This is a genomic window from Streptantibioticus silvisoli, assembly GCF_027947535.2.
GTDB lineage: Bacteria > Actinomycetota > Actinomycetes > Streptomycetales > Streptomycetaceae > Streptantibioticus_C > Streptantibioticus_C silvisoli.
In genome coordinates this window covers 263,695-284,728 of record NZ_JAAGKO020000002.1, presented here as the reverse complement: position 1 = coordinate 284,728, position 21,034 = coordinate 263,695, and the positions used below count along the sequence as shown (strand labels likewise).

Sequence of the window (21,034 nt, the reverse complement as noted above, 5' to 3'; positions counted from 1 at the left end):
GGCGGGCGCCCGCGACCGGCGCGGCGTGCCGGCGCGGGGAGAAACGGGCGCCGGCGCGGTGACCATCGCTCCGACGGCTCGTTGGGCGGGATGTGGATACGCAGACGCCCCCGCGCGCGAACGGCGGCACCCGGCGAGCCGGTCAGGTCGAGGTCGACGAGGCCGAGGCGGCCCTCGTCGAGCATTACGCGCGCCTGGTGAGGATCGCCTACGTCACCCTTCCGGCGACCCTGAGCCGCCACCGCAGGGTGATGCTGGCGCACCGGGTGGTGCAGCGCGCGCTGCCGCGCCGCCGTACGCGGGGCCCGGCGAACCCGGCCGGTGCCCCGCCGGCGTACGCGCTGGTGCGCACCGCCGCGGTGCGCGGCGCGCTGGAGCACGGGCGGGCGCGTGACGGGTGGCGCCGCCCGGCGGGGCGGGTGGCCGACGCGGTACCGCTGCCGCCGCTGGCGGTGGGCCTGCGGCTGTTCCCGCGGTCCGGCGGCGCCGGGGAACTCGCCCTGGAGCGGGCGCTGTCGGACCTGACGGCACCGGCGCGGGCGGCCTTCGCGCTGCTGGGGGTCGACCGTCTGGCGCAGGACGTCGCGGCGGAAGTGCTGGCGGACGCCGGCGTGGAGGCGCCGCGGCGGGCGGTGCGCGACGCCGTCGAGGCGGCGCGCGGCACGGACGCGCGGCTGCTGGCGTCCGGCGAGTTCGACCCGTGCGTCCTGCTCGCCGGCCCCCCGGACCTGCTGCGGCGCCGGCAGCACGTCCGGGCCGCGGTGGCCACCGCGGCGGCGCTGGCGGTGGCGGTCACGCTGCTCGCGGCGCCGGGAGGCGGCGGCGCGGGTACGGGCGCGGCGGGGTCGCCGGGATCGCCGGCGGCATCCGTGCTGGACCCGGCGTCGGTGCTGCGCGGCTCGGCGACGGCGTGGCGGCGGTCGGACCGGCTGGGGTTCGCCGCCTGGCCGGCCCGCGGCGCCCGTACGTCGGACGCCGCGCTGCTCGGGCGGGCGCTGACTACCTGGGGGGCGCCGGGCCGCGCGGTACGCGTGTCGGCGAGCGTCGGAACGGTGCGTACACCGCCGGCCGAGCCGCCGCGGCTGCTGTTCGCCGGCGACGTGGACGGCGCGGCCGTCGTGCTGTTCTACGACGGCGTGCGGCTGGTGCGGTACGCCGAACCGCTGTCCGGCACCGGCCCGGTGGCGCTGGACTTCGCGCGCGCCGACGGGGCGACCGGCGCGTCGGCCTCCGCGGTGCTGCTGGACCGTTCCGACGGCAACGCCCGCTACTTGACCGCGCCCTGGGTGGCCGGCGTCTCGCTGCGCAACCTGCTGACGCCCGGCACCGCCGCGCAGCCGGTGCGTACCGGGTCCGACGGTGTCACCGACCCGGTGCCGACCCCGGCCGCCGACGCCGGGTGCGGCGCCCAGGCCGCCTCGGCGCCGGCCGCCGGCTGGCCGGCCGTCGTCCTGGCCCCGCGGCCGGGCGTGCCGGGCGGGCACCCGATGGTGCTGACCGACCTCGGCGACCTGACGCCGGTCCACCTGACGTACGCGGCGGGCGCCGGTGCCCGGCAGGGTGAGGCGTCCGGCGCGGCGGGGCTGGCGGCGTGGGCGCACTCCTCGTGCGAGCTGGCGGTGCTGCGCGGTACCGGGGTGCGGACCACCGGGGCCTGGGACTTCGCGCAGCAGACGCTGCCGGACGGCGCGGGGGTCGCGCGGTGGCTGTGCACGCGGGCGGATCTGTGGTCGGGCGACGACCACGTGCTGGTGCAGTTCCTGCCGCCGGGCTCGGCGCCCGCCGCGCCGGCCGCAGTCTCCGCGGCGACCACGTCCACCGCCGCGTGCGGCCCGATGACGCCGGCCGTGCTGTCCGGGGTGCTGTGGAAGTCGCCGGCCGGACGCTGGTTCCTGGTGGCGGCCGGCAGCCCGGAGGTGGCGTCGCTGGCGGTGAGCGGCGGCCTGCGGTACGCGGCACCGGGCCGCACCGCGATCGTGCCGGCCGCTTCCGGCAGCAAGGCGACGCTCAGCGCACGCCTGACGGACGGGACGGCCCTGGCAGCGCTGAAGTGACCGACGGCTCCCCCGCCGCGCTGCTCGGCGGCGCCGCACTGCTCGGCGCCGGAACGCCCCCGGCCGCGCTGAAATGACCAACGGCGCCGGCGGGATCGCCCCACGCGATCACCGCCGGGTCCGCCCGCGCCCGATCGCCGGCGGACCGCCCGCCGACCGGCGGTGCCGACCCCGCCTCCCCGCGATGTGCCCCGGCCGGTGGGGGGCGCGTGCACGGTGCGTGACCACGGGGTGAACGCGCCCGCGTACGAGCCCCCGGGAGCGGTTGCCGCAGGACGACCCCGCGGTCGGCCTGCGGGGGCCAACCGGCAGGTGACAGCGGTGATGTGGGGGCCCTGACCGGTCGTGAGGCGGTGGTGGCGGGTGCTGCGGGAGGGGTGCGGGCCCTGCGGGGGGTGACCTCGGGCGAGGTGCGACCGTAGGCTTTCGAGCTGGTGCGGCGGCACCGGTCCGTGCGGGGGTGCGCCCCTGGCGACGGGCGGCCGCGGCATCCGACGTATGCCGGCACCACCTGTTCCGAAGATCGTTAGGACGCCATGACCAGCCAGACCTCCGCCGTTGTCCCGCAATCGGCCGACCGGTCCGCCGCCGCGACGCAACGTGAGGAGTGGTGGCGCGGCGCGGTCATCTACCAGGTCTACCCGCGCAGTTTCGCCGACTCCGACGGTGACGGCATCGGCGACCTGCCCGGCATCCGTGAGCGTCTGCCGTACCTGAGGCGGCTCGGGGTGGACGCGGTGTGGCTGTCGCCGTTCTACGCCTCGCCGCAGGCCGACGCCGGCTACGACGTGGCGGACTACCGGCGGGTCGACCCGGTGTTCGGCACGCTGGACGACGCCCGCGAGCTGCTCGACGAGGCGCACGGTCTGGGCCTGCGGGTGATCGTCGACCTGGTGCCCAACCACTGCTCGGACCAGCACGAGTGGTTCCAGCAGGCGCTGCGCGAGGGGCCGGGGTCGCCGATGCGCGAGCGGTTCCACTTCCGGCCGGGCCAGGGCGACGACGGTGAACTGCCGCCGAACGACTGGCAGTCGGTGTTCGGCGGCTCGGCGTGGGACCGGGTCACCGAGCCGGACGGCACGCCGGGCGAGTGGTACCTGCACCTGTTCGCGCCGCAGCAGCCGGACTTCGACTGGCAGCACGAGACGGTCCGCGAGGAGTTCCGCTCCGTCCTGCGCTTCTGGCTCGACCTCGGGGTGGACGGGTTCCGCATCGACGTCGCCCACGGCATGGTCAAGGCGCCCGGCCTGCCCGACGTCGGCGGCCGTACCGAGGTGCAGTTGCTGGACAACCGCGAGCTGCCGTTCTTCGACCAGGACGGCGTGCACGAGATCTACCACGACTGGCGCGCGATCCTGGACTCCTACCCGGGTGAACGGATCGGGGTGGCCGAGGCGTGGACCTCGACGGTGGCGCGCAGCGCCCGTTACCTGCGCCCCGGCGAGCTGCACCAGGCGTTCAACTTCTCGTACCTGACGACCGACTGGGACGCGGACGCGCTGCGCACGGTGATCACCGACTCGCTGGAGGCGATGGCCGCGGTCGGCGCGCCGGCGACGTGGGTGCTGTCCAACCACGACGTGGTGCGGCACAGCACGCGGCTGTCCGGCGGGGACGCGGCGGTCGCGGTGCCGCGGGCCCGGGCGGCGACGCTGCTGATGCTGGGGCTGCCGGGGTCGGTGTACGTCTACCAGGGCGAGGAGCTGGGGCTGCCGGAGGTGACGGAGCTGCCGGCCGGGGTGCGGCAGGACCCGGCGTTCTTCCGCGGCGACGGCCAGAGCGGGCTGCGGGACGGCTGCCGGGTGCCGCTGCCGTGGTCGGGCGAGCGGGCGCCGTACGGCTTCGGGCCGGCCGGGGACGGGCCGAGCTGGCTGCCGCAGCCGGAGAGCTGGGCCAAGCTCAGCGTCGCGGCGCAGACCGGGGACCCGGATTCCACGCTGGAGTTCTACCGCTCGGCGCTGGCGGTGCGGCGCGCGGAGCCGGCGCTCGGCGCGGGCGAGTCGGTGACCTGGCTGGACGCCCCGGCGGGCGTGCTGGCCTTCCGCCGCGACGCGGACGGCGGGTCGGTGGTCTGCGCGGTCAACGTGGGTGGGACGCCGGCCGTGCTGCCGTCGTACGGCCGGCTGCTGCTGGCCAGCGGTCCGCTGGCGGTGGACCCCGACGAGGCCGAGGTGACGCTGCCGGCCGACACCGGGGCGTGGTGGGCGGTGTGACCCGCGCGGTCCGACCCGCGCCGTCGCGGTCCGCCCCGCGGAGTCGCGGGGTGGCCCGGGGCCGTCGCGGGGTGGCCCGCGCCGTCACGGGGTGACCGGGGCCGTCGCGGAGTGGCCGGGTACGTCCGCCTTCGTACCGGGGGCGGACGTTCCCAAACATCGCGTCGCTGATGTCACTCGTTCGGCCGAATCCCCCGTGCGCGTCGGCTGTTCGGGGGCGCCGGTCCGTTCGCGATCGCCCGGAGCCGTTACCGCAGACGGGTGACACGGCCTGCGGAGTCATTACGTGACGCTTTGGGGTGAATTTTCCCGGTTGAAATTTTAGTTCAACCGGCAACTTCCGAGGTCCCCACAACGGCTTGTCCATGGGGTGGGGTGCGGCCCGTGGGGCCGGCGGGCGGCTACGAGATGACCTGGAACCAACCAGGGGATGATCGGCGGTACGGGGCCGTCTGGCAGACTATCGACCTATGGGGGAACCGACGAAAACCACGGAAGGCCGCACTCCCGCCCCTCCGCGTTCCTCCGGTTCCATCGACAGCGATGGAACCGGGCCGCAGGAACGCCGGGCGCCGGGCGGGCACACCGTCGTCGGCTGGATCCGCCGGCCACGCAGGCCGCGCCTGTGGTTCGAAGTCCTGCTGATCGGCGTCAGTTACTGGATCTACTCCCTGGTGCGCAACGCGGTCCCCGAGCAGGAGGCCGCCGCGATGCACCACGCCGACCAGATCTGGCGGCTGGAGTCGACCCTCGGTATCAACGTCGAGGACCACATCAACCACGTCATGAACTCGGTGACATGGCTGATCGTCGGGATGAACTACTACTACGCCACGCTGCACTTCATCATGACCATAGGCGTGCTGGTGTGGCTGTTCCGCAAGCATCCGGGGCGGTACGCCTCCGCGCGGCTGACCATCTTCACCACCACCGCGTTCGCCCTGGTCGGCTTCTACTTCTTCCCGCTGGCGCCGCCCCGGCTGATGCGCGGCGGCGACTTCGTCGACACGGTCACCGTGCACCACACCTGGGGATCGATGGCCTCGGGCAACCTGTCGCACGTCTCCAACCAGTTCGCCGCGATGCCCTCGATGCACATCGGCTGGTCCCTGTGGTGCGGTCTGACCATGGCCATGCTCGCCAAGCACGTCTGGGTCAAGGTGCTCGGCCTGCTCTACCCGGCCGTCACCCTGCTGGTGATCATCTCGACCGCCAACCACTTCTGGCTCGACGCGGTCGGCGGCGTGGTCTGCCTGGCGGTCGGCCTCGGCGTGTCCTTCCTGGTCTACGGCCGCCTCACCTACCGCCTGCCACGCCTCGTGCCGTCGACACCGGTCGCCACACCGGTCGCCACGAAGGCGTCCAGCAAGAAATCGGCGTAAGCACCCCACGCCGGAACGGGCCACGGACGCGTCACGTCCGAGCCGGACGACGGCCGCACGTCAGGCGGGGAACGGGCTCCGGGCGCGTCACTTCCGCGGGCGGAACCGCGTTAACGTCACGTCTGCGGGCGGCACCCGTTCACGTCACGTCCGCGGGCCGCCTCCGTTCACGCCACGTCACGTCTGCGGGCCGCCGGGGAATCGTGGGGCCTTCGGCGGCAGACGTCCTCCGGGGCCGGACCGTCTTCCGGGCGTCCTCGGCGCCGTTACGTCCCCGCGCTCAGTCCTCGTACTCGTAGAACAGCCGCTCGACCACGCCGCGGGCCCGGCGGGTGATGCGGCGGTAGTCGTCGACGAGGTCGCCCGCGTGGCCGGGGCCGTAGCCGAGGTAGCGCCCGACGGCGGCCAGTTCGCGGCCGTCGCTGGGGAAGGTGTCGCCGGAGCGGCCGCGGACCAGCATGACCGCGTTGCGCACCCGGGTGGCCAGGACCCAGGCGTCGTCGAGCACCGCGGTGTCCTCGGCGTCGGCCAGGCCGGCGTCACGCAGAGCGGCCAGCGCGGTGCGGGTGTGCGGAGTGCGCAGGCTCCCATGTTCGGCGCCGTGCCGCATCTGGAGCAGCTGGACCGTCCACTCCACGTCGGACAGCCCGCCGCGGCCCAGCTTGGTGTGCGTCGTCGGATCGGCGCCGCGCGGCAGCCGCTCGGTCTCCATCCGGGCCTTCAGCCGGCGGATCTCCACCACCGCCTCCTCCGACGGGCCGCCGCGCGGGTACCGCAGCGGATCGGCCAGCGCGAGGAACCGCTCGGTCAGCCCGGCGTCACCGGCGGCCGGCGCGGCCCGCAGCAGCGCCTGGCTCTCCCACACCAGCGACCAGCGGCGGTAGTACGCGGCGTACGAGGCGAGACTGCGCGCCAGCGGCCCCGACTTGCCCTCCGGGCGCAGGTCGGCGTCGATCAGCAGCGGCGGGTCGGAGGTGGGGATCTGGAGCAGCCGGCGGGTCTCGTCGGCGACCTTGAGCGCGGCGCGGGCCGCCGCGGTCTCGTCGGCGCCCTCCAGCGGCTCGTGCACGAACAGCACGTCGACGTCCGAGCCGTACCCCATCTCCCGGCCGCCGAACCGGCCCATGCCGATCACCGCGATCCGGGTCAGCGGCGGCTCCCCGGTGCCGACCGTCTCCACCGCGGCCTGGAGCGCGCCGCCGATGGTGGCCCGGGTCAGGTCGCTGAGCGCGGCGCCGACCACGTCGACCGCCGCACCGGCGTCGTCCCCGGTCCCCAGCGCACCGGTGAGGTCGGCGGCCGCGGTGCGGAACAGCTCCCGGCGGCGCACCCCGCGCACCACCGTGACGGCGGTCTCCGCGTTGCCGGCCCGGCTGACCGCGGCGTGCACCTCCTGGGCCAGCGCGGCGTACCCGTGCGGGCGCAGGCCCTCGGCGTCGCCGAGCAGCGCGACCGCCTCGGGGGCGCGCATCAGCAGGTCGGGGGCGAACCGGCCGGCCGACAGCACGCGGGCGAGGTTGACGGCGGCGGCGCCCTCGTCGCGCAGCAGCCGCAGGTACCACGGGGTGCGGCCCAGCGCGTCGGAGACCTTGCGGAAGTTCAGCAGCCCGGCGTCGGGGTCGGCCGAGTCGGCGAACCAGCCGAGCAGCACCGGCAGCAGGGTGCGCTGGATCGCGGCCTTGCGGCTCACCCCGGACGCCAGCGCCTCCAGGTGGCGCAGCGCGGCGGCCGGGTCGAGGTAGCCGAGCGCCTCCAGCCGCTGCCGGGCGGCGTTCGGACTCAACCGGGTCTCGCCGGGCTCCAGTTGGGCGAACGCGTCGAGCAGCGGCCGGTAGAAGATCTTCTCGTGCAGCCGCCGGACCTCCTTGGCGTGCCGGCGCCACTCCCGGTTGAGTTCGGCGACGGGCTCGGCGCGCAGCCCGAGCGAGCGGCCCAGCCGCCGCAGGTCGGCCTCCTCCTCCGGCACCAGGTGGGTGCGGCGCAGCTTGTACAGCTGTATGCGGTGTTCCATCGAGCGCAGGAAGCGGTACGCGGCGTCCAGCGCGGCGGCGTCGGCCCGGCCGACGTAGCCGCCCTCGGCGAGCTGGGTCAAGGCGGTGAGCGTGGTGCGGCTGCGCAGCGCCGGGTCGGTGCGGCCGTGCACCAGCTGGAGCAGCTGGACGGCGAACTCGACGTCGCGCAGGCCGCCGGGGCCGAGTTTGAGTTCGCGTTCCACCTGGGCGGCGGGGATGTTGTCGACGACGCGGCGGCGCATCTCCTGCACGTCGGTGACGAAGTTCTCCCGGTCGGCGGCCTGCCAGACCATCGGGGCGAGCGCGTCGAGGTAGGCGTGGCCGAGTTCGTCGTCGCCGGCCACCGGGCGGGCCTTCAGCAGCGCCTGGAACTCCCAGGTCTTGGCCCAGCGCCGGTAGTACGCGACGTGGCTGGCCAGGGTGCGCACCAGCGGCCCGTTCTTGCCCTCGGGGCGCAGGTTGGCGTCGACCTCCCAGATGCGGCCCTCGGCGGTGGTCTCCGAGCAGACCCGCATCATGCGGGCGGCGAGCCGGGTGGCGGCCTGCACGGCCGCGCCCTCATCGACGCCCTCGGGGGCGGCGGCGACGAAGATGACGTCGACGTCGGAGACGTAGTTGAGTTCGTGGCCGCCGGTCTTGCCCATGGCGATCACGGCGAGCCGGCCGGCGGCCGCGTCGGCCGGTGCCTCCCGCATGGCGATGGCGAGCGCCGCGCGCAGCGTGGCGGTGGCCAGGTCGGCCAGTTCGCCGGCGGTCTCGGCCAGGTCGCTGGTGCCGCAGACGTCGCGGGCGGCGATGGCCAGCAGGCAGCGCCGGTACGCGACGCGCAGCGCGTTCTGCGGGGTGATGGTGCCGGGGGCGGCCGGGCGGGCGTGCGTCATGCCCTTGCGCAGCGCGGCCTCGAAGTCGCCGACGCCGGGGTGCAGGTCGCTGGAGTCGTAGGTGACCAGCGCGTGCCAGTCGTGCGGCTGCCGCGACAGGTGTTCGCCGAGCGCCTCGGAGGCGCCCAGGACGCCGAGCAGTCGGTCGCGCAGCGGTTTGGCGGTGATCAGGGTGTCGAGCAACGTGTGCCGGTCGGCGTCGTCCTGGCTCTGGACCAGCCGCACCAGCGACCGCAGTGCCAGGTCGGGGTCGGCGGTGACGCCGAGCGCGTCGAGCAGGACGGGGTCGGTCCGCACCGACGACAGCTCCGGCACGTCGAGGAGCGCCTCCGCCCCCGAGGGGTCGGTGAACCCGTGCCGCAGCAGCCGGGTGAACGTACTGCTGCGCCGACCGTCCCGCATGGGCCCACCGCCTCCTGGTCCGGCGTTGATCGCCGGACCGAGGGTAACCGCCCCGACCACCGGTCCGGTATGCCGCCTCGACGCCACACCGCGAAGTTCCCCTGAGGGGGGCGGTTTTCGGCTTCCGGCGTCACCGGCGGGGAGCACCGGGACCCGTTCCCGACTCTCCCGGCGCCGGCAGTCACACAACGGCCCCCGCCGACGTCATCTGTGCGGAGCCTCGCCCGGACGGTCCGGGCGAGCAGGAAGGTCCACACGATGCGTACCAGGATCGCGGCCCTGGCCGCCGCTGTTCTCCTCGCCGGCGGGGTACTCGCCACCGCGTCGCCGGCGTCGGCCGCCCCGGCACCTCCCCAGGGCAGCTGGGACCACACCTGGACCACGTCGGACGCCGCCCACGGCGGCACGGTCTACGTCGAGGAGCACGGCGACACCGTCTCGCTCTGCGACACGGCGGCCGACGGGTACGCCCCCAGGGCGGAGGTCTTCTCCGAAGGCACCGACGGCCTCTACCACGCCCGCTACATCATCACCGCCTCGGGCGGATTCGCCTCCTGCACCGGCTACAGCGCCTCGAACGGCGGGGTGTACGACCTCCCGGAGGGCGTGGAGATCCTCGTCGAGATCTGGCTGGGCCCGGACGCGGGACACGACGGCACCTCGCACTATTTCCTCAACGACCACTGAGGGGCACGCGGCGGGGGCGGCGGGCCGGTCGCCCCCGCGGCGGGTCTGCGGGGCCCGGGCGCCGGGTGGGGCGGGCGGGTGTGAGCGGGCCACCCGGCCGCCCGTCCTGACGACGCGTCACCGTCGCCCCTGGGGCCCTCACCGTCCGGCCACCGGCACCCTTCGCCCGCCGGGCAGGCACGTCCCTACAGGGTCACCGTCGCGCTGTACGCCTCGGCGGTGAACTCCCCGTTGCCCGTGCTGTCGAAGTACCCGAGGATGGCGCCGGCCTTCCACTGCCCGGCCTGGTAGGGGGCCGTCACCGTCACGTAGCAGTTCGTGCAGTTGGTCACCTGCGCGTTGTTCTGGGCGGCGCTCGCACCGTCGTAGTACAGGGCCGTGCCGAACGAGAGGCTGGCCGCGTTGCTGTTGCAGTGGGCCCACACCGTGCTCGACACCCCGGCGGTGCCGTGGAACGGATTGCCCGGGGCCACGGTGCACGTCAACACGGCGACGGAGGGGTGCGCCGGCTTGACGACGGTCACGGTCGTCCCGCCCACGGTCAAGGTCGCGCTGCGCTGACCGGCCGGGACGGTGACGACCGCGGCACCGGCCACGGACTGCGACGCGGCGGGCGAGGCGGCCTGGGCGACCGGGGCGCCGAACAGTGCGAGGGAGACCGACGCCGTCACAGCGAGCAGACAGGCGGATATTTTCGTGCGCATGCGACCTCATTCGAAGAAGGGAGAGCGGGCACGGTGGTCACGCACGAAAACGCTGCGTCCGACCACTGCGGAACGACCGGGCGCACGCGGCGCCGCGGAAAAGGCTGGCCACGAGCCGGGCAACCGGAAAAGCGGAATGCCTGATTCTTTCCGGAATTCACGACTCCCGAAGAAGTCAACGATCTTCACCGGTCGTCCACGGGAGAAGTCTTGCGACACGCGTCAGGCATGTCAATTGCTGCTCGCATATTTCTCTCCCGCCACCCCTCCCCGACAGGACGGAGATACCCGGCAACAGGCGGTCGTACGGCCACCCTGACATGCCGTTGTCACTCACCGGAGCGGTAATCGGCCAGCCGTCGGCCGGAAGTCGACCCCCAACCTGTCGCGAATTCCCCTGTCAATGCCCTCACACGGCGCGAGAGCCGTCCCCGCCGCACGGCGGCGGGGACGAGGGCGGGATGCCACGCCGTCCCTGACGACGGAGGAGCGAAGACGCGGCGCGGCCCGCCGGGGGCGCGGCCTCGGATTCGGCAACGGTACGTCAGGACACCTGTGGCCGACGTACCGTACGGCCGGATCGAGCGAAAGGCATATGCACGGGGGAGGAATTGCGCAAGATGCTTCACGCAATACTTGCGCCCGCCCACCGAGGCATCCAAGAGCTCGCCCGCCTTCCCGCGCAGCTTCTTTCTGGCCAAGCGAAAATCGAAGTCTTGGCAGGCCGTCCCTCCGCTGGGACAGTGACGCCCATGACCGACTCCAGGGGACGACGCCGCCGAGTCCGCACTGTCCTCCAGCGCACCCAAGCCTCCAGAAGCCTCCCGAAGGAAAGGCTTCACAGAATCCCACCACCCCCAACCCCGCCCCGACCTCCTTCACTGGAACACTTCGAAGGAGCCCGGGAATTCCTGCAGCTCATAGAGGCCCTCTGCAAACGCCCGTCCTTCCGGGACAATCCCAGGTCCTTCAACCCGGCAACTCACCGATGGGGGGAAAGCTACCCCCGGAGTGAGCGTTCCGCACGCAAGGGCCTGCCGATGGTGTGCCTGATCCACCACGCGAGGGGCCGCGAAGCACTCAAACCCGTCCAGGAGAAGTTGGAGAGGGCGAAGCCGAAATCCATCCAGAGTGCGCACGTGTTCCTGAAGAACATGAAGAACGTGGAAAAGGAGTCGGATGTCTGGTCTTCTTCGACGATCAAGGGCGTCGGAGAAGTCCTCTCCCAAATCGAAGCCGCGTTCACCCAGGACACCAGGACCAAGAACCCCAAGCTGAAGTTCACCCGGTTCAAGCTCGTCCACTGGCTCATGACAGTGGATCATCCAGAAATATCGGGGGCCCGTCGGGAGCGAAAGGTACTGGCGGAAATACGGAAGTACAACGTCACGCAGTCCCCCACCCTCACCGCCGTGGCGAACTTCTTCCGCAACGGAGCGGATGAGAAGACCAAGGACATCCTCAGCGGATGGGCCAACGGGTCCAAAGCGGTGGAGTCGATCCCGCTGAAGGCGCTCCTCCTGCTGGGCCAAATCGTCGTGTTCCTGCTCTTCTGGGCCAGGACACAAGGAAGATCGAAATTTCTCTCCCAGAAGTACTGGTGGTTCATGCACCAGCCCCACCTCGCACCGGAACTGTCCGGGAAATTCTCCCACTTCGCCCTGCGGCTCACCAAGGAGGAACTGGGGAACGAGGCGCCGGAGTACGCCACCCGGCTCCTCGTCAATGCTTTTCTCGAAGATCTTCGCGCGGCGTACAAGATTCGGCCCCTGGAGTGCGGGAAGCCCCGGCGGAGAACATATCCGGTGGTTCTGCTGGACAACATCACGTCGACGAACGGCGGATTCCGTCTTCTCGAACTGATCAACGTGGTGCGAAACCAGACGGGTCAATTCGACCCGCTGCTGATGATCACCGCCGGAACGGAGATCCCTCCGCACGGAACCCCTGACGCCAAGAATCGGACGAAGTATCCGCCATCGAACTCCCTGCACGCCTACGAAGTGTGGCAGGGGCAACTGCTCAGGGACCGCCGGGCCCGCCGGGACACCGCCTGGTACCTTCCCCTCACCCTTCCGGAATCAGGGGACAGGACCAGATGGCCGTCCATCCGCAAGATGGACGAACTGTCAGCACGGCGCCGGACCCTGCGCCCGGGCAGGTGGATGTCCCGGGTCACCCACACCGGCCTCATCGTGCTCCTGGTGGGCGGGGTGACAGCCGTTCCCGCCTGTCACCACCGGCGGTACTTGCAGGAGCACTGCCAGACGCGCGAGCCGGACCTCGTCAGGCTCAGGTCGTCCGTGGCCTCCCGCTGGACGTGCGTCGGCGTCACCACCAGCGGGCACAATCTCTTCGATCCGTCGGACCCCGACACCACGTCGGTGGAAAACACGGTGGAAAAGCAGAACCAGCGCGCCGTCCAACTGCACCGCGACTTCCCGGACCGGCCGTACATCACCCTGATACCCCTGTGGGCCCTGACCTCGGCCGACCACACCTCCGCCAGCCTGACGGCCGACCGGGAGTCACTCGAGGGCCTCGCGGTGGCGCAGCAGCAGCAGGAGGGAAAATCCGCCGACTCCGATCCGATCGTGCGCATACTGCTCGCCAACGCCGGTCCCGACATGAGCGACGGAGTACGGGCGGCGCAGAAGATCGCCGACGAGGAGCGCCGGGACAAGAGCGTGGCCGCCGTGGTCGGGCTGGACATGAGCAGCAGCAACACGGAGAGGACCATCAAGGAACTGACCCACTCGGGAATTCCGATGATCGCGTCGACCCTGTCCGCGGACGATCTCACGTCACTCAGCAAACTGTACTTCCAGGTCTCCCCACGCAACATCCGGGAAGCCGCCCTGGTGGCGAATTTCGTCAAGAGCCTGCTGCCCTCGGCCGGGGAAACGAACAACAGGGCGAACGCCAGCACGAGCAGCGCAGCGGACACAGCGAAGGATAGGACGGGCAGCGCGGCGAGCGGGAAAACGAAGGGCGAAAACAAGGGCGGGCCGGCCGGTCCGGCCGGCTACAAAGTGAAGATATTCTACTCGAACGACCGGGCCGACACCTACAGCAAGAACCTGGCAGATGACGCGGAAGCGCAGTTCCGCGATCTGAAGTTCGGGAAGACCTCGAAAATCGCCTACACCCCCAGTGGCGGGAAGGGGCTGGACTTCTCCGCACGGGAAGCGGGCATGAGCACCTGCGGCGACACGAAGGAGTACGTGTTCTTCGCCGGCCGGGGTGATCCGGACTTCCGGTCCTTCATGGACGGGGCCCGACAGTGCAACAGTAAAGTGGTCGTGGTCGGCGGCGACGACGTGAGCCGGTTCGTGGCGGCCGACGGGAAAGACCTCGGTTACCCGGCCTATTACTACGTATCCTTCGCCTCGATCTCGACCGGGAGCGGCGGGAAGTCCCCGGGCAGGCAGTCCGCTTCCACTGCCGCGGATCGCTACGCGAACACGCTCCAGGGCCTCTTCCCCTTCGAGCACCCGAATCCGGGTTCGTCCGACGGACACGCGGCACTGTCCTACGACGCGGCACAGGTCGCCATCACGGCGGCCTCCTACCTGGCGTCCGGCGCGACCCTTCCCGTCTCCGCCGGCACCGAGTGGCGCGAGATCACGGCGATCGGGCAGCCGGGGAAGGACAGCGAGGACAGGTCGTACCTGGGCATCAGCGGTCGGATCAACTACTCCGACGGCAACCTGCAGTACCCCGAGGACAAAGAGGTGGAGATCCGCCGGGTCGCCGACGACGGAGGGGTCAACACGCAGGTGGCCATCTGCGGGGACCCGCAGAGCAGCGCGTCCTGGTGCGCGAAGCTGCCCCACTGATCCGGACAACCGCTCACGTCACCCGTACGGAACGGCCGTCCGGGTCCCGGACGGCCCGGGGACGGGCTCGCGGTCGCGGTCGCGGACGCGGACGGCCCAGCAGTCGCGAACAGCCCGAGGGCCGACGGTCGGTGACCGTCGGCCCGTACCGGCGCAGGGCCCAAGGACCCCGCCGACCAGCGGTTACAGCACCGGCAGCATCTTCCGCAGTTCGAACGGGGTGACCTCGGAGCGGTACTCCTCCCACTCCTGCTTCTTGTTGCGCAGGAAGAAGTCGAAGACGTGCTCGCCGAGGGTCTCGGCGACCAGTTCGCTGCGTTCCATGAGGGTGATCGCCTCGCCGAGGTTCTGCGGGAGGGGTTCGATGCCCATGGCGCGGCGTTCGGCGTCGGAGAGGGCCCAGACGTCGTCGTCGGCGCCGGCCGGGAGTTCGTAGCCCTCCTCGACGCCCTTCAGGCCGGCGGAGAGCAGCACCGCGTAGGCGAGGTAGGGGTTGGCGCCGGAGTCGATGGAGCGGACCTCGACGCGGGTGGAGACGGTCTTGCCGGGCTTGTACATCGGCACCCGGATCAGCGCCGAGCGGTTGTTGTGGCCCCAGCAGATGTACGACGGGGCCTCGCCGCCGGCGCCGGCGGTGCGCTGGGAGCCGCCCCAGATGCGCTTGTAGGAGTTGACCCACTGGTTGGTGACCGCGGAGATCTCCCCCGCGTGCCGCAGCAGGCCCGCGATGAACGAGCGGCCCACCTTGGACAGCTGGTACTCGGCGCCGGACTCGTGGAAGGCGTTGCGGTCGCCCTCGAAGAGCGACAGGTGGGTGTGCATGCCGGAGCCGGGGAACTCGCTGAACGGCTTCGGCATGAAGGTGGCCTGGATGCCCTGCTCCAGCGCGACCTGCTTCATCACCAGCCGGAACGTCATGATGTTGTCGGCGGTGGACAGCGCGTCGGCGTACCGCAGGTCGATCTCCTGCTGGCCGGGGGCGCCCTCGTGGTGGGAGTACTCCACCGAGATGCCCATCGACTCCAGCATGGTGATGGCCTGGCGGCGGAAGTCCTGGCCGACGTGCTGCGGGGTGTGGTCGAAGTAGCCGGAGGAGTCGCCCGGGGTGGGGCGGCTGCCGTCGACCGGCTTGTTCTTGAGCAGGAAGAACTCGATCTCGGGGTGGGTGTAGAAGGTGAACCCGAGGTCGGAGGTGCGCGACAGGGTGCGCTTGAGGACGTAGCGCGGGTCGGCGTAGGACGGCGAGCCGTCCGGCATCAGGATGTCGCAGAACATCCGGGCCGTGCCGGGGGACTCCGCGCGCCACGGCAGGATCTGGAACGTGCCGGGGTCGGGCTTGGCCAGCATGTCGGACTCGAAGACCCGCGCGAAGCCCTCGATGGCCGAGCCGTCGAAGCCGATGCCTTCGTCGAACGCCTGCTCCAGCTCGGCGGGCGCCACCGCGACGGACTTCAGGAAGCCCAGCACGTCGGTGAACCACAACCGGACGAAACGGATGTCCCGCTCCTCCAGCGTCCGGAGCACGAACTCCTGCTGCTTGTCCATAACGCCAGTCCTCGCAGAGTCGTTGCAGGTCAGCGGCCCATGGGCCGTACGTGGGCACTCCTGAGGGCACGTGTGCACAACAGTATGACGCCCGCGTGTTTCCGGGGCGTCACGAAGTTTCCCCCACCCCGGCCGCAAGGCGGCCACGACCCTGCGGGCCCTCCTCCTGACGGCCGCTCCGTTGCCGCCCAACCCCATACTGCCAGCGGCCGGCCCCCTCGTCCCGCCCCGGCCCGCCCGGGCACCGCGGCGGGAACGGACGAGGGCCCGCTTCCACCCCGTATGGCCCGTTGTCGGCCGCAGGGGACGGCTGTCCTCGCCACGTCCACCACTGCTTACCGCCGCTCGCCACCCCACCGATGGCCGTTTACCGCTCTCCTTGCGGGGGCGGCATGCGCCGGGGGCGACCGCCGGACGGCGGCCGCCCCCGGCGGTGGTCGGTGCGGGCTCAGCCCTTGGCACGCTCCGCGGCCGCCAGGGCGTCGCGGACAACCTGGGCCGCGCCGGGCTGACCGGGGTCCTCGGGGAACGGCTGGCTCGGGTCCTTCAGGTACGGGACGCCGTACGCGGGGGTGTCCGGCTGGAACCGCCATCCCTCGGCGAGCGGGCCGGCGTCCACGGTGTCGTAGCCGAGGGCGTCGAGCAGTTCCGTGGCCTGCCGCTTGGCGGCGGCGGCGTCACCGGCGATGGGCAGCGCGCTGCGGTCGGGGGCGCCGGAGGGGCGGGCCAGGCCGAGCAGGTGCTTGAAGAAGATGTTGTTGAACACCTTCACCACGTGGGCCCCGGCGAGGTGGGCCTGGAGCAGCTCAGCGCTGGTCGTGGCACCGGAGTCCAGCTCGGGGAACGCGCCGTCCCGGCCGGGGTAGTAGTTGTTGGTGTCCAGCACGGTCTTGCCGGCCAGCGGCGCCACCGGGATCTGCCGGTAGTTCTTCAGCGGCACGGAGACCAGCACCCAGTCCCCCGCCGCGGCGGCCTCCGCGGCCGTCGCCGCGCTCGCCCGCGGTCCCAGCTCCGCCACCAGCCCGGCGAGGGTCTCCGGGCCGCGCGAGTTGCTGAGCACCACGTCGATCCCGGCGGCCACCGCCAGCCGCGCGACGGTGCTTCCGATGTTTCCGCTGCCGATCAGTCCAAGTCGTCCCATGAAAGCGGCAACAGCCCGAAGCGCGGCGGCATTCCCTGACACGGGGTGACATTCCGTCGCCCGCCGGTGATGTGATCAGCATTCCGGCCCCGGTCACCGTCACGGCCGCACGTCACGGCTCCCCGTCACCGCGGTCCACGCCCAGCCCCACCCGGCCCCCGCCCGGCACCCCACCCGGCACCGCACCGGCACACGCAGGCACCGACGCAGATACAGACACACGCGCAGACGCAGACGCCGCCGAGAACGCCCGCCCGACGCACTCACGCGTTGATGCCGATTGATTGTCATATGCGGTGTGTAGGGTGATTCGCAGGTGATCGCAGGCAGTAGTGGGGAGCGTCCGGTGGACCGTCGGTTGTCGGGTGAGCGCATAGCGGGTGCGGCGTGCGCCGTAGCCGTCGTCGCGTTGACCACCGACATCACGAGGGGCACCCCATGCGTAGTCTTCGACGCCGTTCCGTACTGAGCGCGGGTCTGGCCGCGGCCGGGGGCGGGCTGCTGGGCGCCTGCGGGCCGGCGCTGGGGAGCGGGCGGAACGCGCCGCCGCCGCCGGGATACGTCAGGCCGGACGGCCCGCAGGTGCTGGCTGCCGAGCGGGAACGCGGCGGGACCGGGCCGGTGACGAAGGTGGAGCTGGCGGCGCTGGCGGCACTGGCCGACCTCGGCGGCCCGACCGTGCCGACCTGGACGTACGGCGGCCAGGTGCCGGGCAGGTGTGTACGGGTGAAGGCGGGCGGCACCCTGGAGCTGACCCTCACCAACCACCTGCCGCAGCCGACCACGATGCACTGGCACGGCTGCGTGATCCGCAACGACATGGACGGCGTGCCGGGGCTGACGCAGGACCCGATCACGCCGGGTTCGGAGTTCATGTACCGCTTCAAGCTGGAGCGGCCGGGCACGTACTGGTTCCATCCGCACACCGGGGTCCAGCTGGACCGCGGACTGTACGCGCCGCTGATCGTGGACGACCCGCGGGAGCCGCTGCGGTACGACCACGAGTGGATCGTCGTACTGGACGACTGGGTGGACGGGGTGGCGGGCTCGACACCGGACATCGTGCTGGCGCAGCTCGCGCAGGACGACGAGTTCGGTCCCCGCCGCGGCCGCCGGGACGGGGGCAGGGACGGGGACCGGGACGACGGCATGGGTGACATGGGCGGCATGGGCGCGCCGACCGCCGATCCGTCGGTGGGGCCGGACCGGCGGTTCGGCCGCGGCGGGAGTGACCTGCTGGGCGGCCATCCCGGTGATGTCGCTTATCCGTACTACCTGATCAACGGCCGGGTGGCGTCGGCGCCGGAGACGTTCCGCGCCCGGCCCGGGGACCGGGTGCGGCTGCGGATCATCAACGCGGGCGGCGACACGGCCTTCCGGGTGGCGCTGGGCGGGCACCGGATGACGGTGACGCACACCGACGGGCAGCCGGTCGTGCACCGTGACACGGACGCGCTGCTGCTGGGCATGGGCGAGCGGTACGACGTGCTGGTGACGGTGGGCGACGGGGTCTTCCCGCTGGTGGCGCTGGCGGAGGGCAAGGACGCGACGGCGATGGCGGTGCTGCGGACCTCGGCGTCGGGGGCGGTGCCGGCGGCGGGCACCCGGCCGTCGGAGCTGGACGGCATGCCGCTGTCCGCGCACCGGCTGACCGCGGACGAGTCGGTGGCGCTGGAGCCGCGCCCGGTCGACACCACGGTCCCGCTGCGGCTGACCCGGAACATGCCGGCGTACGACTGGGGCTTCAACCGGCGCGACTACTCCCCGTCGGAGCGGATGCCGGTGAGCCGGGGGCAGCGGGTGCGGTTGTCGTTCGTCAACGAGACGCGGATGTGGCACCCGGTCCACCTGCACGGCCACAGCTTCGCGCTGCCGGACGGCGGCCCGATGAAGGACACCGTGATCGTGCTGCCCCGGCGGTCGCTGGACGTCGAGATGGACGCCGACAACCCGGGGCTGTGGATGCTGCACTGCCACAACATCTACCACGCGGAGAGCGGCATGATGACGGTCCTCGGCTACCGGTCGTAGCGGGCGGGTCACGGCGGGCGCGGGGCCCTACCGGGGGCGGGGCGCGGCCCAGCCGGGGGACGGGGTGAGGGCCCTGCGGGGTGGCACGGGGGCCTACCGGGGCCGGCACGGGGCCCTGCCGGAGGACGGCGCGAGGCCCTCCCGGGGACGTTGCGGGGCCCCGCCGGGCGCCCGCGCGGAGCCCTGCCGGGCGCCGCGCACGGCCCTGCCGGGGGACGGCCGGGCCGGCGCCGGGCGCTTGGCCGGCCGGGGTGCGGAGCCTGTGAGTCGTGCTACCCCGGGGGACATCGCGTCGGTTGGACGATTACGCTGGGAACCGTGCCTCAACTACGTCTCGCTCTCAATCAGATCGACAGCTCCGTCGGGGACCTCGCCGGCAACTCCGACACGATCGTGCGCTGGGCCCGGCATTCCGCTGACCAGGGCGCGCACCTGATCGCGTTCCCGGAGATGGCGCTGACCGGCTATCCGGTGGAGGACCTGGCGCTGCGGTCCTCGTTCGTGGAGGCGTCGCGGTCCGCGCTGACGGCGCTGGCGGCCCGGCTCGCCGACGAGGGGCTGGGCGACATCCCGGTGGTCGTCGGCTATCTCGACCGCAGTGAGCAGGCGCAGCCGAGGTACGGCCAGCCGGCCGGTGCGCCGAGCAACGCGGCGGCGGTGCTGCACGCCGGCGGGGTGGTGCTGACGTTCGCCAAGCACCACCTGCCGAACTACGGCGTCTTCGACGAGTTCCGGTACTTCGTGCCGGGTTCCACGCTGCCGGTGGTGCGGGTGCGCGGGGTCGACGTGGCGCTGGCGATCTGCGAGGACCTGTGGCAGGACGGCGGCCGGGTGCCGGCCGCGCGCGAGGCCGGGGCCGGGCTGCTGCTGTCGATCAACGCGTCACCGTACGAGATGGCCAAGGACGACACGCGGCTGGACCTGGTCCGGCGGCGGGCGAAGGAGGCCGGCTGCACGCTGGCGTACCTGGCGATGATCGGCGGGCAGGACGAGCTGGTCTTCGACGGCGACTCGATCGTGGTGTCCGGTGACGGCGAGGTGATCACCCGCGCGCCGCAGTTCGAGGAGGGCTGCGTGCTGGTGGACCTGGAGCTGCCGGCCGCCGGCGAGGTGCCGTCGGGTACGGCGGGCGACGGGCTGCGGATCGACCACCGGGTGGTGTCGGCGGAGCCGCTGGAGGCCTACGAGCCGCAGGTGCCCGGCGAGCACGCGCCCCGGATGGACGACGACGAGGAGATCTACACCGCGCTGGTGGTGGGTCTGCGGGCGTATCTGCGCAAGAACGGGTTCGGCAGCGTGCTGCTGGGGCTGTCCGGCGGGATCGACTCGGCGCTGGTGGCGGCGATCGCCGCCGACGCGGTCGGCGCGGGCAACGTGCACGCGGTGTCGATGCCGTCGCGGTACTCCAGCGGGCACTCCAAGGACGACGCGGCCGAGATGGCCCGCCGTACCGGGCTCAACTACCGCGCGGTGCCGATCGGTTCGATGTTCGACAGCTATATGAAAGCACTGCGGCTGACCGGGCTGGCGGAGGAGAACCTCCAGGCGCGGCTGCGGGGTGTGACGCTGATGGGCATCTCCAACCAGGAGGGCCACCTGGTGCTGGCGACCGGCAACAAGTCGGAGCTGGCCTGCGGTTACTCGACGCTGTACGGCGACGCGGTCGGCGGGTTCGCGCCGATCAAGGACGTGCTGAAGACCAAGGTGTGGGACCTGGCGCGGTGGCGGAACGCGGCGGCCCTGCGGGGCGGGCAGACGCCGCCGATCCCGGAGAACTCCATCACCAAGCCGCCGAGCGCGGAGCTGCGGCCGGGCCAGATGGACTCCGACTCGCTGCCGGACTACGAACTGCTGGACCGGGTGCTGGACCTGTACGTCCAGCAGGACCTGGGCCGGGACGCGATCGTGGCGGCCGGGTTCGACGCGGAGACCGTCAACCGCATCCTGCGGATGGTGGACACCGCCGAGTACAAGCGCCGGCAGTACCCGCCGGGCACGAAGATCACCTCGAAGGGCTTCGGCAAGGACCGCCGGCTGCCGATCACCAACCGCTGGCGCGAGGGCTCCTGACGCAACGTCAGCTACGGCCGCGCAGCCGACGCACCGTTAGAAGCGCTCCCCCGTACCGGAAAACGGATGGCCG

General features: G+C 72.3%; 11 protein-coding genes. 7 read left to right on the top strand and 4 right to left on the bottom strand.

All coding sequences use genetic code 11. The features are described from left to right. The first annotated feature begins 92 nt into the window (after positions 1 to 92). The 3 genes from POF43_RS02815 (at position 93) to POF43_RS02805 (ending at position 5,649) form a co-directional block, all read left to right on the top strand. Complete coding sequence (locus POF43_RS02815) at positions 93 to 2,054, top strand: hypothetical protein (protein ID WP_271322860.1); 1,962 nt, start codon at positions 93 to 95, stop codon at positions 2,052 to 2,054. Between the two features lie 536 nt (positions 2,055 to 2,590). After that, positions 2,591 to 4,267: a glycoside hydrolase family 13 protein gene (locus POF43_RS02810; protein ID WP_271316465.1), complete on the top strand. Its 1,677-nt coding sequence runs from the start codon at positions 2,591 to 2,593 to the stop codon at positions 4,265 to 4,267. Between the two features lie 470 nt (positions 4,268 to 4,737). Continuing rightward, on the top strand, positions 4,738 to 5,649 hold the full coding sequence (locus tag POF43_RS02805) for a phosphatase PAP2 family protein (RefSeq protein WP_271316466.1): 912 nt from the start codon (positions 4,738 to 4,740) through the stop codon (positions 5,647 to 5,649). A 280-nt stretch (positions 5,650 to 5,929) separates the two neighbouring features. Here the strand turns inward: POF43_RS02805 and POF43_RS02800 are convergent, their stop codons facing one another. Next, positions 5,930 to 8,944: a bifunctional [glutamine synthetase] adenylyltransferase/[glutamine synthetase]-adenylyl-L-tyrosine phosphorylase gene (locus POF43_RS02800; RefSeq protein WP_271322859.1), complete on the bottom strand. Its 3,015-nt coding sequence runs from the start codon at positions 8,942 to 8,944 to the stop codon at positions 5,930 to 5,932. A 258-nt stretch (positions 8,945 to 9,202) separates the two neighbouring features. Here POF43_RS02800 and POF43_RS02795 point away from each other — a divergent pair, with 258 nt between their 5' ends. After that, a complete protein-coding gene (locus POF43_RS02795) occupies positions 9,203 to 9,631 on the top strand; it encodes a hypothetical protein (RefSeq protein WP_271322858.1) in 429 nt (142 codons plus the stop codon). Between the two features lie 185 nt (positions 9,632 to 9,816). Here the strand turns inward: POF43_RS02795 and POF43_RS02790 are convergent, their stop codons facing one another. Continuing rightward, positions 9,817 to 10,335 (bottom strand): hypothetical protein, encoded by a 519-nt coding sequence (locus POF43_RS02790; protein ID WP_271325950.1) that lies wholly within the window; start codon positions 10,333 to 10,335, stop codon positions 9,817 to 9,819. 1,139 nt (positions 10,336 to 11,474) lie between these two features. Between POF43_RS02790 and POF43_RS02785 the strand changes: the two genes are divergently transcribed. Then, entirely contained in the window at positions 11,475 to 14,174 is a 2,700-nt protein-coding gene (locus tag POF43_RS02785; protein WP_282704378.1) for a type 1 periplasmic-binding domain-containing protein, read from the top strand. Positions 14,175 to 14,357: 183 nt separating this feature from the next. On the opposite strand, the gene glnA2 is transcribed toward POF43_RS02785, so the two are convergent. Further along, entirely contained in the window at positions 14,358 to 15,719 is a 1,362-nt protein-coding gene (gene glnA2, locus POF43_RS02780; protein WP_271318237.1) for a gamma-glutamylpolyamine synthetase GlnA2, read from the bottom strand. A 448-nt stretch (positions 15,720 to 16,167) separates the two neighbouring features. After that, on the bottom strand, positions 16,168 to 16,860 hold the full coding sequence (locus tag POF43_RS02775) for an NADPH-dependent F420 reductase (RefSeq protein ID WP_271324921.1): 693 nt from the start codon (positions 16,858 to 16,860) through the stop codon (positions 16,168 to 16,170). A 438-nt stretch (positions 16,861 to 17,298) separates the two neighbouring features. On the opposite strand from POF43_RS02775, the gene POF43_RS02770 reads away from it, so the two are divergent. Both POF43_RS02770 and POF43_RS02765 read left to right on the top strand, forming a co-directional pair. Continuing rightward, positions 17,299 to 18,891 carry a multicopper oxidase family protein gene (locus POF43_RS02770; RefSeq protein WP_271325844.1) on the top strand — a complete coding sequence of 531 codons (1,593 nt, stop codon included), beginning with the start codon at positions 17,299 to 17,301 and terminating at the stop codon, positions 18,889 to 18,891. A 318-nt stretch (positions 18,892 to 19,209) separates the two neighbouring features. Next, entirely contained in the window at positions 19,210 to 20,961 is a 1,752-nt protein-coding gene (locus tag POF43_RS02765; protein WP_271325593.1) for an NAD+ synthase, read from the top strand. The last annotated feature ends 73 nt before the right edge of the window (positions 20,962 to 21,034 follow it).

Coding starts and splice junctions, on each gene's coding strand:
- POF43_RS02775 (WP_271324921.1), bottom strand. CDS start 16,860: ATGGGACGACTTGGACTGATCGGCAGCGGAAACATCGGAAGCACCGTC.
- POF43_RS02790 (WP_271325950.1), bottom strand. CDS start 10,335: ATGCGCACGAAAATATCCGCCTGTCTGCTCGCTGTGACGGCGTCGGTC.
- POF43_RS02805 (WP_271316466.1), top strand. CDS start 4,738: ATGGGGGAACCGACGAAAACCACGGAAGGCCGCACTCCCGCCCCTCCG.
- POF43_RS02795 (WP_271322858.1), top strand. CDS start 9,203: ATGCGTACCAGGATCGCGGCCCTGGCCGCCGCTGTTCTCCTCGCCGGC.
- POF43_RS02770 (WP_271325844.1), top strand. CDS start 17,299: ATGCGTAGTCTTCGACGCCGTTCCGTACTGAGCGCGGGTCTGGCCGCG.
- POF43_RS02810 (WP_271316465.1), top strand. CDS start 2,591: ATGACCAGCCAGACCTCCGCCGTTGTCCCGCAATCGGCCGACCGGTCC.
- glnA2 (WP_271318237.1), bottom strand. CDS start 15,719: ATGGACAAGCAGCAGGAGTTCGTGCTCCGGACGCTGGAGGAGCGGGAC.
- POF43_RS02800 (WP_271322859.1), bottom strand. CDS start 8,944: ATGCGGGACGGTCGGCGCAGCAGTACGTTCACCCGGCTGCTGCGGCAC.